Here is a 12,139-nt window from a genome sequence, read left to right on the forward strand (position 1 = left end):
GTTCTCTCAATGTCTATATCACTATCATAGCATTTGTCGATCTCGATATCACTCTGATCGCTGGGGGAATCGGCGGGAAAGCCCTGATGGGAGCCGATCAGCCGAACAGGCTCTGCTGGAGCGCCGGCGCGGGCGGGCTGGCGGGGGGCTCGCAGGCGACGCCCACGCTGTAGCCGCCTCCGGGGGCCGCTCCGAGCAGGGGGCGCATCCCGCCATGCGGCCGGTACTCCCGCACGGGCCCCTCGCGCTCGAACCAGCCACGCGGGTAGACGGCGCGGGCCGCCGCATACCAGCGCTCTCTCCGCGCGTCCTCGTAGGGGCGCGGCTCCATCACGGGCATGTCCCGCCAGTCGGGGAAGGCGTGATCGCAGGCGTCCTCGACAGCCTCTTCCTCTTCGCTGCGCAGCGGCCCCTCATGGCCGCAGCCGGGGCAGCGCGCCCGGAGGCGGATTCGGTAGCCGGGGCGGCTCACGGTGGGCGGGGCCTGCTCCCCCGCTTCGACGCGCCACGACGTGATGCTGGCCCGGCATTCGCCACTGGGCGGTTCGGCCTGGACGGACATGACGTTCTCCTTCGTGCTCTTCGCCATCTCGCGGAACGATGTAGCCGACGGCGGGGCTGGTCAGCCGAACAGGCCCTCCTGGACGGGCTTCGCCTTCGGGGCCGCGGGCTGGCGGCTGCGCAGGACGGCCATGGACAGGCCGCCTCCGGGCGCGTAGCCGGGAACGTGGCGGGTGCCGCCCGGCGTGCGGTACGCGCGGACGGGGCCCTGCCGGTCGAACCAGCCGGCCGGGTAGGCGGCCCTGGCGGCGGCCTCCCATCGGGCGATCGCCGCCTGGCTGCCGTACGGCCGCTCCGCCATGACCGGCATGGTGCGCCAGCCCGGGTAGGCGTGGTCGCAGCCGTCCTCGGCCGCGCGGTTCTCGCTGCTGCGGACGGGCCCGGCGTGGCCGCAGCCACCGCAGGTCGACCGGTAGCGAAGGTGGTATCCGGGGTTGTCGACCGTGGGCGGGTCGACCTCGTCGGCTTTCTTGTGCCAGTAGCCGACGTGGACGCGGCAGTGGCCTTGCGGCTGCTCGGGCAGGTCGGTGTAGCCGACTTCCGTCCGGGGCGTTCCAGCACTGGCGGGCACGATGGCCGGCGCGTTGGCGGGCATGCGGTTCCTCTCCTTGCGTCGCAGGTCGGTCGGGGTCAGGCGCGGCGGCCGCGGGCGCGACTGCCGCGCTGGCGGCGCGGCCGCCGGGTCAGCTGGGCGGCGACCTCCTGGCGGCGGGTGGCGCGGGTGTGGGCGCGGCGGGCGCGGCGGGCGATGTGGACGGCCAGGCGGAGCATGCCGCGCGTCCTCTTGGCTTCGGCCGCGCACTCGCCGCACAGGCCTTCCTGTCCGACGTGGATGCAGTCGCCGCCGAGGCTGTCGAGAGTGAAGGCGGCGCCGTCCAGCAGAGCGGCGGCCGCCATGTTCCAGGTGTAGGCGGAGAACACCAGCGTTGTGCGGGCGTCGCGGTCGCCGATCTTGATGTTGATCTCTCCGGCGAGTTCGCGGGCCTCGTAGGCGCGCTGCAGGTTGTCGCTGCAGGAGTCGCAGATGTCGTTGTCGCCGGCATCGGGGCAGAAGCACCAGCCTGGCCCGCCGAGGTCGAGTCCGGCGGCCAGGAGTCCGTCGATGACGAGCTCCCACTGGGCGCGGGACAGGGTGACGTCGACCCGGGTGGTGGCGGTGGTGTCGAGCATGCTGACGCCTCCTGGCGGAGTAGGAGTAGATATATCACTATCATAGCTTACTGCTACTGTGATATTCCGTTGTTTGCGCAGGTGGGAGCCGTAAAATCGCGGAAGTTCAGCCGGTGGGCTGGGCGGCGCCGCCGCCCGCCGGCTCGTCGGTCTCCTCGATGAGGGCGGGCGCCTGGACCAGGACGCGGCCGCACCCGTCACAGCGGAGATCCTCATCGCCCAGCGACAGATCGACCGTCCACGGGTGGACGTCACCGACGTGCCGGCCGGCGTCGGTCATCTGCTGCGCCCGCCGCTCCGGCAGGCAGTTGGGCGCACACAACACCCGCTGCTCGCCCAGCTGGTAGGCGATCGGCCGGGGTCCTGCGGCCCGGCCAGGGAAGGCGCTGATCACGTCTGTGACCTCCTCGTTGCCCGCGGGTGGATGGTGGAGGTGGAGGATCCGCCGATCGCCGCTGAGGCGGGATTGAGGGCCTCCGGCCCGGCCGCGTACGACGGTGGCCGCGCCTGTCCGGTCGCGGCGGCGTCGCGGGCGGCGCGGCATTGGGCGGAGTCGCAGGTGGTCAGTTCGCGGCGCACCTCGCACGCCCAATCCCAGGCGCGGGGCCGGGCGCGGCACCAGGAGCAGACGCGCACCGGCGAGAGGCGGACGAACGGTGTGATGCGGATGGGCAGGTTCCAGCCGCGCGAGGCGCGCAGCAGGCTGGCCACGCGCGCGTTGCCGAGCAGGTCGGCGCGCAGCGTCCAGGTTTCGCCGATGTAGTCGACGCGGTAGAAGCGCGTCGCCCGCAGAGTCGTGAAGGTCACAGCGGTCTCCCTGATCAGACCCGTGTGGCCGGCCTCCCAGCCACACGGGTCACTATGAATCTGATAGCCCTCTAGGCGGCGTTGGAGGCGGTGTCGGCTGCCGCGTCGGGGGCGATCTGCAGGGCGCCCGCGCGGACGGAGGCGACGGCCTGGGCCTGGCGCAGGGTGGCGACGGCCTTGCCCGCGACGTCCTTCAGGTGGTCGATGCGCATCCGCTGGCCGCCGACGCCGCCCTGGGCGCCGCCCAGGAGCAGGGCCAGCTCGCCCGGGTCCATCGTCGCGATCTCCGCCAGGATCGTTCCGGCGGTGCCGAGCTGCTCGATCTTGCGGACGAGCTTCTTGCGCTCGGAGACGATGCGCTCACGCTCCTCGGCGGGCAGCTCCAGTTCGCCGAACAGGCCGCCCTGCGCCCCGGCCGCGCCGGCCTCGTCGACGCCTTCGGCCAGGACGAAGAACGAGCCCTGCGTCGACTGGCGCTCCTCCTCGACGCGGCACGCCTGCGCGAACGCCTCGGCGTCTCGGGCGGTGGCGAAGTCGCCGCGCACCCAGCGGCCCAGGAAGCGGGCCTGGTTGTCGTGGTGCAGGTTGGCGACGTACCAGGCGAGCCCGATCGGGACGTGCCCCTTGATCAGCGCCTCCTGGAGGGGGAGCGACAGCTTCAGCAGGTCGATCCGCCAGCCGACGTAGGAGGCGGACTTGCCGCACATGGCGGCCACCTTCTCGATGTCGTAGCCGAACTCGACGAGCCGCTGGAAGCCTTTGGCCTCCTCCATCGGCGTCATGTCGGCGCGGCCGACGTTCTCGGCGACGGCCTTTGCGAGCGTCTCCGGGTCGCCGTCCTCGATGCCGTGGTGGACGAGCGTGCGCAGCTCGGTCAGACCGGCGATCTGTGCAGCCCTCCACCGGCGCTCGCCCATGATGAGGATGTACCGGCGGGTGGCGGCGTTGTATCGGACGCTGACGGGCTGCAGCTGGCCGAGCTCCTTCATCGACAGCGCCAGCTCCTGCAGCTTGCCCTCGTCGAAGTGCTCGCGCGGCTGGGTGGGGTCGCGGTCGATCCGGTCGATCGGGACGGTCTTCGCGACGATCTTGGCCGTCGCGGTCGCGGCCGACTTGTCCGATGTCGGGCTCTGGGGCGCGCCGGTCGGGGCGGTCTTGCGAGGCTTGGCGCCCTTGGGTGCGGTGGTCGCGGTCTTGACGGCCATGCGGTAGCCCTCCTTGGGGAGTGATGTGCAGAGCAATTTCTTATATCAAAATCATATCATTTATGGATCTTGACGTACATCGGAACAGCGCTGTTGACCTGCGGAAACGCCTGGAGCGAAGGGGCCGCCCGCCGAGGCGCGTACGCCGGGCGGGCGGCCCGCCGATGTCAGCTCGACAGCCGGATCGGCATGATCAGGTACTCGTAGCCGGGGACCGGCTCCCCGTCGCCTGCCAGGCCGACGACGATCGCCGGGCGGATCTCGCTCACCACCTTGAGCCGGGCTGCCGGCGAACCTGTGGCGGCGATGCCCTCCAGCAGGAAGGTGTGGTTGAACGCGATCGTCATCGGCTCGCCGGTCCACTTCACCGGCAGCACCTCCACCCCGTGCGCCTCGTCGCCGGTGCCGGCCTCGATGGTGACCTGGCCGTCAGCGAAGGTCAGCTTGACCGGGGTGTCGCGCTCGGCGACCAGCCCGACCCGCTTGACCGCCTCGAGGAACGACCCGGCCTGCAGGTCGGCGTGCGCCTCGAACTCCTTCGGCATCAGCGCCCGGAAGTTGGGGAACTGGGGGTCGAGCAGGCGGGTCGTGGTGGAGAGGCCGCCGCCGGACAGGCCGAGCAGTCCGCCGCCGAACTTCTCGTCCTGGCCCGTCATCGAGATCTCCACCTCGGCGACGCCGGCGAACGCCTTGGCGGCCGCGGCCAGCACCTTCGCCGGGACCAGCACTTCGGCGGTGAAGGTTCCCGACTTCGTCGGCTCCGCCTTCCACGTCAGGTCGCGGACGGCGAGCCGGTAGCGATCCGTGGACGCAGCGTGACCGCGTCGCCGGAGACTTCCATGCGGATACCGGTCAGCATGGGCAGCGTGTCGTCGCGGCCCGCCGCGACAGCCGCCTGCGCGGCCGCTGTCGCGAGGATGGCCCCGTCGATCCGTCCGATGACGGGCGGCGTCTGGGGCAGGTTCGGGTAGTCCTCGACCGGCATGGTCAGCAGAGTGAAGCGGGCAGGCCCGCAGGTGACGACGACCTTGGCTCCCTTCACGGCGACGTCGACAGGGTGTGCGGGTAGCGCGCGCACGATCTCGGCCAGGACCTTGCCCGGCAGCAGCAGCTGCGCGGAGCCCTCGAACGTCGCCGGGATGACGGCCTGGGCGGACACCTCGTAATCGAAGGCCGACAGGCGCAACTGGCCGTCGGCGAGGTCGAGGCGGATACCCGTCAGGACGGGGACCGAGGCCACTGCGGGCAGGGATCGCGCAGTCCAGGCGACCGCGCGGGCGAACTCGTTGCGATCGACGCGGAACCCGGTGAGGGTGTCCTGCGGCGGCTCGCTCTTCTCCGGCTGCGCCTCGGGCGCCGACGTCGCGTCCTCTCGAATCTGGGCCTGCTCAGTCTGCGTCGCGTCCTGGGCCTCAGCCTGGACCACCGCCTGAGCCACAGCCTGGACGTTGGCCTGGACCACGGCCTGGACGTCGGCCTGAACGTCGGCCGCGGGCGCCGCATGGTCGGCAGCCTTGGGCTTGCGCCGGGTCGCCGGCTTGGTGCTAGCTGCGGCTTTCGTGGCGCCCTTCGCGATGGTCTTCGTGGCGGTCTTCGTGGCGGCGGGGCTCTGCGCGGCCTTGGCCTTGGACTTGCTGCCGGTGGTGGCGGACATGCGGTCTCCTTCATCGAACGAAACAGAACGGAACGGAACGGAACGGGGTGGCGGCCGCCGGTTCGGCGGCCGCCAGGCAGTTACGGGAGGACCTGATTTCTATATCTCTATAGTAGCAAACAGTGACTCTGATAGTACACTGGTAGGCCGCCTGAGCTGCGGAAATATCACCGGCGACCGGCCGATGACTCTAGGCCTACGTCCGTCGCAGGATCAGGAGGCGGGGGCGGAGACGAAGGCGAGGCGGGCCGCGAGCTCGTCGCGCAGGGCGGCGCTTTCGGGGTCGCCGTCGTCCTCCAGTTCGCCCAGCATCTCCTCCAGCGCCCTCGCCTCGGAGATCACGTCGGACGTCTGAGCGGAGCAGGCGCCGAGGCGGCAGACCTCCAGGTCGCGCAGGTGCGGCAGGTAGACGCCGGCGGTGGATTCGATACGCGCGGTCGCGGCGGCGGGCTTGACGTAGAGGAGGGCGAAGCGCTCGGCCGGGCGGCCGATCCAGTGGACGTGGTCGGGCGTGACGATGTTCACACTGCTCCTTCTCGGTTCGGGATGAGGTGACGGCTGGTCGGGGCCGCGGCCCCGACCAGCAGCTGTTCAAGCCATCAGGAGCGCCTCGAGCTCGTCGGAGTCGGCGGCCAGGAGCCGGTCGGCCTCCCTGCAGATTTCCGTCTTCCACGCCGCCGCATCAGTGGCCTCGCCGTAGCCGCGCAGGCCGAACTCGATGAACTCGTGGACGGCGCCGGCCGGGATCCTCTCGTGGAGACGCTCAGCCTGGGCGCGAAGCAGAGCGTAGGGGTTGGCAGCCAGCTGGCCGCGCAGCGTGGCAGGCAGGGAGTCGATGAGGTTCAGCATGGCGACCGTCCTTCTTGGTGGAGTGGATCAATTTCTATATCTTTATCATAGCTTACTATCACATCCATAGTACACGGAATGCGTGAAGGAATCGCAGAGAATGTGCATGTCAGCCGCCTGCCGCCCGCAAAATCATCGTGCCGAACGCCCGCGAGGCGCACTTCGGGCTGGACGACTTCCTGGGCAACGCCACCGATCTACCCCTGTTCGAACACGCGACCGATACACATGGCGTGACGCTTATCAACTTTGCCCTGTTCGACCTGGTGGGCAAGCTGCTCTCCCCGCGCATTCGCGACCTGGGCAAGATCACTCTGATCCGGGACGAGACACCCACGGAGACGGTCAAGCGCTATCCGCACGCTGGCCCGCTGCTGGGCGCACGCTGGAACGAAGACCTGATCACCGAGTGCTGGCCGGACCTGCTGCGCATGGCCGGGTCGCTGAAGTACGGCCAGGCCACCGCCTCGCTCGTGGTGGGCAAGTGGTCGGCCGCCTCCCGGCAGAACACCCTGGCCGCCGCCTTGAAGGAGTGGGGCATGCTGCGCCGCACCTTGCACGCGGCGAAGTATCTGTCGGACCCGTCCTACCGCAGGAAGATCGCCCGTCAGCTGAACAAAGGCGAGAGCCTGCACGCGCTGCGCCGCGATCTGCACTACGCCCAGCAGGGCGCCGTCACCAAGCCGGCTCTGGCCGACCAGACCGACCAGGCGTGGTGCTTGACCGTGCTGACCAACGCCGTCATCACCTGGACGACCGAGTACTACTCGCTCGCCGTCCGGCAGCTGCGCGCCACCGGTCGCGACGTTCCCGATGAGCTGCTGGCCCACATCTCCCCCGCGCACAGCGAGAACGTCAACTTCTTCGGGGTCATCACCGTGGACGTGGAAGCGGAGCTGGCCAAGCTGGATGTCGGCGGCTGGCGTCCGCTTCGTCCGCCGGCTGCGGAGGACATCACGAGGTGATCGCCGCTTCCCATCAGCTGCGCTGAGCCCGTAGGAAGGCGCGGGGACGTGCTCAGCCAAGCAGGTGCAAAATCCGTTCGGCTTGGCGTTGCAGGGTTCCGGCGATGGGTGGGGTTAGACAAACGCGGTCCGTGCGTTAGAGGTCCTGCCCGGCGTTCGGCAGGGTGTCGTCTGCCACCAAGATGACAGCGGAACCGGGGCGACCCGAACCCTGGCGTTCACGCGTCCCGCAGAGGCCCGGCCGCGCCTCGCGAGTAGCCTCGGAGAGGCAGGTACCCCACGGTCGGTGCAGCCCGGGGCACCCCACCGCTCCCGGCCGCGCACCCACCGCGCGATGAACCTGCAAAACCCGGGGGTCGACATCCCAGGCGTGCGACACGATCCTTGTGCCATGGTTTTCCGTTGGCTCCGTCGCCGCAAATCCTCGTCCGATCTCGCCCGGTTGCCGTCCGGCCCGAGACAGGAGGGGCGCGGCGCCGGGGAGGCCGCGTGCACCGGGTGCGCCAGGACCGCTCGTGGGACAAAACCCGTACCGACGTGCCCGGCCTGCGGGACGAAGGACCACGGACTCGTCGAGGGCGCTGTGGCCAGGGATGTGCTGCGGGATGGGTCCTTCGCCACGCACTGCCTCGGATGCCGGCAGGTGACGTTCGTCTTCGAACCGGACATGGTCTGCTCGGACTGCCTCCGCCTACTGCCCGACCTCAACGAGCGGCTGCGGAAGCGGTTCGGCGTGCACGGGCCCGGGAGCACCGAGGGACTGCCCTGCATCGGCTGCGGATTAAAGGAACAGACCCCGGACATGGAGCAGGTCGTGGAGTGCCCGCACTGCCCCGAAGAACTGGTCTTCGCGCAGGACGACTTCCCGCGACAGGGGGCGTTCCTGTCGTGCACGGGGTGCGGCCGAGCCATTCGCATCCCACCCACGGTCTGGTGCCCCGACTGCGGCCTCAACTTCCGGCGCCAAGGCATCGACGACCTGGTGAGGAAAGCCAACGCCTAAGTCCCCTCTCCTGGCTGTGTCACCTTCCGCGCACGGAATGCGCAAGATCGACTTTCACACAACGTCCCGGCCACCCACAGCCCGAACGTTCGTCACTGAGGTAGTCGGCGGGCACGCCCGCAAAGTCGAACTGCAACGGACACCAGGTCCTTACCTGTCGCGGTGGCGAATCCCATGCCGGTCACGCGCTGTGGGTCAAGCAGGCCGCCGCCAGGGCCAAGCAGCAGGCGAAGGAGATGCCCGCCACCATCGCTACGACGGTCGTCACGTCGGCCGCCACCGAGGCCTCGCCGGCGCCGTCAGCACCGGTCGATGGCCGTCCCGGAAACGGTGCGCCCGAGCTGGGATTTCTCTTATTGGTCGAGGTCGGGCAGGTCGTGCCCGCATATCTTCTCGGCGGCCTTCTGCGCCGCCTCCCATCGTTTTTGCGTAGGCCCGTAGTCGATACCTCCTTCCAGGTCGCTCCGGCGGCCCGAGCGGCAGCCACCGCGCGGACCTCCTCGTTTTCCGCATCGAGGATCTTCCTCCTCGCCTGCCCTACACCGCGGAGCGCTAGGCGGCGCTCGGCGGTCCCGGCCTTCACGCCCGCCCCTGGCGGGGCTCGTGCTGCAGCCAGGCGCGGACCACGACCCGAGCGCCCAGGTGTCGGCGTCGCACCTGGTACCAGCCGCCCGGAGCGTCCAGCGACAGCTCCCACCTCGGTTCGGCCTGCAGGAGCGTGGCCCACTCGCGGATCGCGTTCACGCGCTGCTCGGGGGTGGCCGACAGCCGCTCGTAGCATCCGAGCAGCGTTCCGGCATGCTTGCCCTTGTCGCTGATCTCCCAGCGGCAGACGGGCAGGCCGCGGCCCGCCAGATCGGCCAGGGCGCGGCCGGCGGCCTCCTGCAGCAGGCGGAGCTTGCTCTCCTGCTCGGCGTTCACGTTCGGGCTCCTTCGGCAGCGGGGTTCGGGACGGGCGTTCACGCCGCCTCCCCGGCGGCGAACAGGTCGAGCTGGGCGGCGCGGCCGTTCGCGGCCGGGTGGTCGGCGTCGCTGGGCAGGACTGCTGCGGGGTCCAGGGTGTAGCTGGGGCGGCGGGCGCAGTTGACGCAGCAGGTGCCCAGGTGCAGCTGGCAGCCGTCGACCAGGCGGCCGCCGGCGCGGCGGGCCAGGTACCAGCCGTAGTTGTGGCCGGAGAGGAAGGCGCGAGCCTCGGCGACGCTGTCGAGCGGTATCGACATGAGCGTCATGCAGCGGTCCACCTCGCAGCCGATGACGACGCGGGCGGTCTTACTGGCGGCCGCCTGCGGGTGCAGGGTGGCGTAGAGGGCGCGGGCGGCGGCGGCAGTCTCGACCTTGAAGGACAGGTCGTCGTCGCACATAGCCAGAGTGGGGTGCTCCGTGCACGTGATGATGATCCGCGCGCTCATCGGCGGGCCTCCTTGCCTGCGATCTCGGCGGCCCACTCGGCGCCGACCTCGATGGTGAACAGGGCGACCCTCCGAGCCAGCGCGGGCGCCCACCCCTTCGCCATGGATTCAGCCTGAGCGTCCTTGGCCGCCCGGATGGTGGCGGCTCGGATGTCGTGGCCGTCGGCCACGTGCCGGGCGATGCTGGCACGGATGCGTCGGCGCAGGCTCTCCGCGGCGGCGGCCGCGTCGAAGCCGTCCGGTACGGCCGGGGCGGCGTTCGCGGCGTCGGGGGCCGGGTCGGGGACGGCTCGGAGGTGGCGGACGGTCATGTCAGTGTCCTCTCGGTGTCGGCAGGGGTCAGGCGAGGCGGGCGAGACGTTCGGCGAGGCCGGTCTGCTGGGCGACCTGGAATGGGCTGATCCGCGTCCTGGTGGCAAGGAGTGCGGCCATGGCGCGCATGGTCGCGGCGTCGTCGGCGCGGTCGGCGTCGATGAGCTCGGCGAGGTCGAGCATGTAGCGGCCGGCGGCGGCAGTGGCGACGGCGCGGGCCTCGTCGACGGCGACCAAGGCGCCCGCGCCCTGGACGTAGGCGTGGACGCAGTCGCTGAAGTCGTTGATCGTGTCAGCGACCGCCTGGCGGCGTCCGGCGATGCTGGCCTGCTCGATGCTGCCGATCATGCTGCCTCCTGGAATCACGAAACTTATATCTTTATCATAGTTATCTACGATTCAGATAGCATTCAGTTCACGGCTTGATGACCTGCGAAAATTTCCCGCAGGTGGTGGCATCCACCGGGGGCGAACGTCGGGCGATCAGCCGCCTTGCTGGCGGCGTTCACGGCCAGCGCGAGGCAGATGAACGCTCCGACGACGACGATGGCGGCGATGGTGGCCAGCGGGCTATGCCTTCTTCTCACGGGAAACTCCTTTCTGTGCCGCGCCGGTCAGACCCGGTGGATCGCCAGCACGCAGTAGTTGACCGGCTCAAGGAACGTCCCGGCCGGGGCAGGGATGCGCTCGCTCGCGTGATACGCCCACTCCTCGGGGCCTCCTTCCCAGACGATCGTCCACTGACGGTCATCGAAGCCCTCTTCCATCAGCTCGGGGCCGTATTCAGGCTGGGCGCGGTAGGTCTCGGCCAGCTGGGCGACGAGCTTCTCGGCGGCCCTGCGGGAGCAGACGTAGGTGATGGTGGCGTCCATGGTGGTCCTCTCGTTTGACTGGAGACAGGGGGCCGGCGCGGGGCGCGCGCCGGCCGGGGGGCGTGTCAGGCGGCGGTGGCGGCGCTGATCACGTAGATGGTGTCGGCGTCGGTCATGGGGTGGCCGTAGTAGTCGAAGGCGTCTTCGAGGTAGTGGACGTGGACGGTGTAGCGGCCAGGGGCGCCGGCGGTGACGGCGCGGACGACCGCGGGGAAGCTGTCGGCCTCCTCGCCGGGCTCGGCGGGCTCGCCCGGGATCACGACAACGTCGCCCGACTTGAGGCGCTCGGCCTTGGCGGGCCTGTTGAAGGGGACGGTGTTGACGTCGAGGCAGACGCTGATGTCGGGGAGAGTGGCGGTGGTCATGTGGTCCTCCTGTGGTGATTGGTGGCGACTTGTTCTTATAACTTCATCATAGTCTACTATCTTTTTGATAGCATCATGTTCTCGCGCAAATTCGCCGAGAAATCGGCAGCCGAGCATCGGTGGCCCCCTGCTCGGCCCGCGCCACTGGGTGGATCGGCGCACCAGGGGAGCAGTAGCCGAGGCACTGCTACTCGTGAGGAAGTTGATGGTTGGACGGACTTGGCGTCACCAGCAGGAGCCAAACATTTGGACGTACGTCACGGCTGGGACAGTGGAGCCGGCGTCAGGATCAGCGCTTCCCAAGGCCACCGAGACGACCATGTACTCTCCCCCTTGAATCATGTTCTTGTAGTGAGGAAAGCTTTTGCGCCAGGCCTCGAATGCCGCTCTGGGCGTCACATGTTGTTGACCCCACCCCACGTAGGTGTTCTCGGCGACACTCCACCCCTTGCAGCCGCCCGGGAAGGTCGTTTCCGCCGCACGGCCGTGCGGGGTCGAGTTGTTCTGTGGATTGATATGCGAGTCGCACAGCTCAGGCTTCTCCTTCTGGGGGATGCAGTTCTTGCCTGGTGTGACTCTCCCCCACCAGCGCAGAGCGAGCGAGTCCCTGAGGTGGCGAGCCGCGGCACCGCCGAGGCCCGGCTTGCTTGGTCTTCCTGGTCGTCCTATGGATTTCGGTATCCGCGCCTGCGGTATGAGCCAGCCCATGGCTTTGGCGAGGCGGGCGCGTTCAGCGTTGACCATGCACAAGAGCGCATACTCGATGTGCGTTGCCTGTCTTCGGGAGTTGGCGCGCCCTATGGGCGTGTTCGGGAACTCTGACATGGGCCTGAGGATTAGGTTCTCGTGCTCGCACTGCTGTTGAGTCCCTGCCGGTGTTAGGCGTGCAGCCGCTGAAGCTGGTGCCTGCGCTGAGGACTGAGCTGCAGGCGCGCTAAACGCAAGGGAGCTGGCTGCGGTGATGGCG

At 69.3% G+C, this 12,139-nt stretch carries 20 protein-coding genes; 2 read left to right on the forward strand and 18 right to left on the reverse strand.

From position 1 onward, the window contains the following. Nucleotides 1–97: 97 nt before the first annotated feature. From ABFX50_RS14035 to ABFX50_RS14080, 10 genes are all read right to left on the reverse strand, one after another. Complete coding sequence (locus tag ABFX50_RS14035; protein ID WP_346146509.1) at nt 98–589, reverse strand: DUF6349 family protein; 492 nt, start codon at nt 587–589, stop codon at nt 98–100. 33 nt (nt 590–622) lie between these two features. Further along, nucleotides 623–1,156 (reverse strand): DUF6349 family protein, encoded by a 534-nt coding sequence (locus ABFX50_RS14040; RefSeq protein ID WP_346146511.1) that lies wholly within the window; start codon nt 1,154–1,156, stop codon nt 623–625. 35 nt (nt 1,157–1,191) lie between these two features. Beyond that, a complete protein-coding gene (locus tag ABFX50_RS14045) occupies nt 1,192–1,731 on the reverse strand; it encodes a hypothetical protein (protein WP_346146513.1) in 540 nt (179 codons plus the stop codon). Nucleotides 1,732–1,837: 106 nt separating this feature from the next. Beyond that, nucleotides 1,838–2,125 (reverse strand): hypothetical protein, encoded by a 288-nt coding sequence (locus ABFX50_RS14050; RefSeq protein ID WP_346146515.1) that lies wholly within the window; start codon nt 2,123–2,125, stop codon nt 1,838–1,840. Beyond that, nucleotides 2,122–2,538, reverse strand: a complete 417-nt coding sequence (locus tag ABFX50_RS14055) for a hypothetical protein (RefSeq protein WP_346146517.1) — start codon at nt 2,536–2,538, stop codon at nt 2,122–2,124. Before ABFX50_RS14055 ends, ABFX50_RS14050 begins: the two co-directional genes overlap by 4 nt. Nucleotides 2,539–2,609: 71 nt before the next feature. After that, on the reverse strand, nt 2,610–3,743 hold the full coding sequence (locus tag ABFX50_RS14060) for a ParB/RepB/Spo0J family partition protein (RefSeq protein WP_346146519.1): 1,134 nt from the start codon (nt 3,741–3,743) through the stop codon (nt 2,610–2,612). Between the two features lie 167 nt (nt 3,744–3,910). Next, on the reverse strand, nt 3,911–4,519 hold the full coding sequence (locus tag ABFX50_RS14065) for a DNA polymerase III subunit beta (RefSeq protein ID WP_346147062.1): 609 nt from the start codon (nt 4,517–4,519) through the stop codon (nt 3,911–3,913). Then, complete coding sequence (locus ABFX50_RS14070; RefSeq protein WP_346146521.1) at nt 4,516–5,397, reverse strand: DNA polymerase III subunit beta; 882 nt, start codon at nt 5,395–5,397, stop codon at nt 4,516–4,518. The genes ABFX50_RS14065 and ABFX50_RS14070 overlap by 4 nt, the downstream gene beginning before the upstream one ends. A gap of 213 nt (nt 5,398–5,610) precedes the next feature. Next, nucleotides 5,611–5,922 (reverse strand): hypothetical protein, encoded by a 312-nt coding sequence (locus ABFX50_RS14075; RefSeq protein WP_346146522.1) that lies wholly within the window; start codon nt 5,920–5,922, stop codon nt 5,611–5,613. Between the two features lie 66 nt (nt 5,923–5,988). Beyond that, nucleotides 5,989–6,246 carry a hypothetical protein gene (locus ABFX50_RS14080; protein WP_346146524.1) on the reverse strand — a complete coding sequence of 86 codons (258 nt, stop codon included), beginning with the start codon at nt 6,244–6,246 and terminating at the stop codon, nt 5,989–5,991. A gap of 134 nt (nt 6,247–6,380) precedes the next feature. On the opposite strand from ABFX50_RS14080, the gene ABFX50_RS14085 reads away from it, so the two are divergent. Both ABFX50_RS14085 and ABFX50_RS14090 read left to right on the forward strand, forming a co-directional pair. Then, complete coding sequence (locus ABFX50_RS14085) at nt 6,381–7,211, forward strand: Tn3 family transposase (protein WP_346147064.1); 831 nt, start codon at nt 6,381–6,383, stop codon at nt 7,209–7,211. Nucleotides 7,212–7,794: 583 nt separating this feature from the next. Next, on the forward strand, nt 7,795–8,214 hold the full coding sequence (locus ABFX50_RS14090) for a hypothetical protein (RefSeq protein ID WP_346146526.1): 420 nt from the start codon (nt 7,795–7,797) through the stop codon (nt 8,212–8,214). Nucleotides 8,215–8,793: 579 nt separating this feature from the next. Here ABFX50_RS14090 and ABFX50_RS14095 read toward each other — a convergent pair. From ABFX50_RS14095 to ABFX50_RS14130, 8 genes are all read right to left on the reverse strand, one after another. Continuing rightward, nucleotides 8,794–9,135: a hypothetical protein gene (locus ABFX50_RS14095; RefSeq protein WP_346146528.1), complete on the reverse strand. Its 342-nt coding sequence runs from the start codon at nt 9,133–9,135 to the stop codon at nt 8,794–8,796. 38 nt (nt 9,136–9,173) lie between these two features. Further along, the gene (locus ABFX50_RS14100) at nt 9,174–9,623 is read right to left on the reverse strand and encodes a hypothetical protein (protein WP_346146530.1); all 450 of its coding nucleotides are present in this window, start codon (nt 9,621–9,623) and stop codon (nt 9,174–9,176) included. Continuing rightward, complete coding sequence (locus ABFX50_RS14105) at nt 9,620–9,934, reverse strand: hypothetical protein (protein ID WP_346146531.1); 315 nt, start codon at nt 9,932–9,934, stop codon at nt 9,620–9,622. The genes ABFX50_RS14100 and ABFX50_RS14105 overlap by 4 nt, the downstream gene beginning before the upstream one ends. A gap of 28 nt (nt 9,935–9,962) precedes the next feature. Further along, nucleotides 9,963–10,283: a hypothetical protein gene (locus ABFX50_RS14110; RefSeq protein ID WP_346146533.1), complete on the reverse strand. Its 321-nt coding sequence runs from the start codon at nt 10,281–10,283 to the stop codon at nt 9,963–9,965. A 62-nt stretch (nt 10,284–10,345) separates the two neighbouring features. After that, nucleotides 10,346–10,522, reverse strand: a complete 177-nt coding sequence (locus ABFX50_RS14115; RefSeq protein ID WP_346146535.1) for a hypothetical protein — start codon at nt 10,520–10,522, stop codon at nt 10,346–10,348. 27 nt (nt 10,523–10,549) lie between these two features. After that, nucleotides 10,550–10,807, reverse strand: a complete 258-nt coding sequence (locus tag ABFX50_RS14120) for a hypothetical protein (protein WP_346146537.1) — start codon at nt 10,805–10,807, stop codon at nt 10,550–10,552. A gap of 65 nt (nt 10,808–10,872) precedes the next feature. Next, complete coding sequence (locus tag ABFX50_RS14125; RefSeq protein WP_346146539.1) at nt 10,873–11,172, reverse strand: hypothetical protein; 300 nt, start codon at nt 11,170–11,172, stop codon at nt 10,873–10,875. A 225-nt stretch (nt 11,173–11,397) separates the two neighbouring features. Further along, the gene (locus tag ABFX50_RS14130) at nt 11,398–11,997 is read right to left on the reverse strand and encodes a CAP domain-containing protein (RefSeq protein ID WP_346146541.1); all 600 of its coding nucleotides are present in this window, start codon (nt 11,995–11,997) and stop codon (nt 11,398–11,400) included. Nucleotides 11,998–12,139: the final 142 nt, after the last annotated feature.

The organism is Nonomuraea recticatena (assembly GCF_039533245.1).
In the GTDB taxonomy this organism is placed as follows: Bacteria; Actinomycetota; Actinomycetes; order Streptosporangiales; family Streptosporangiaceae; genus Nonomuraea; species Nonomuraea roseola.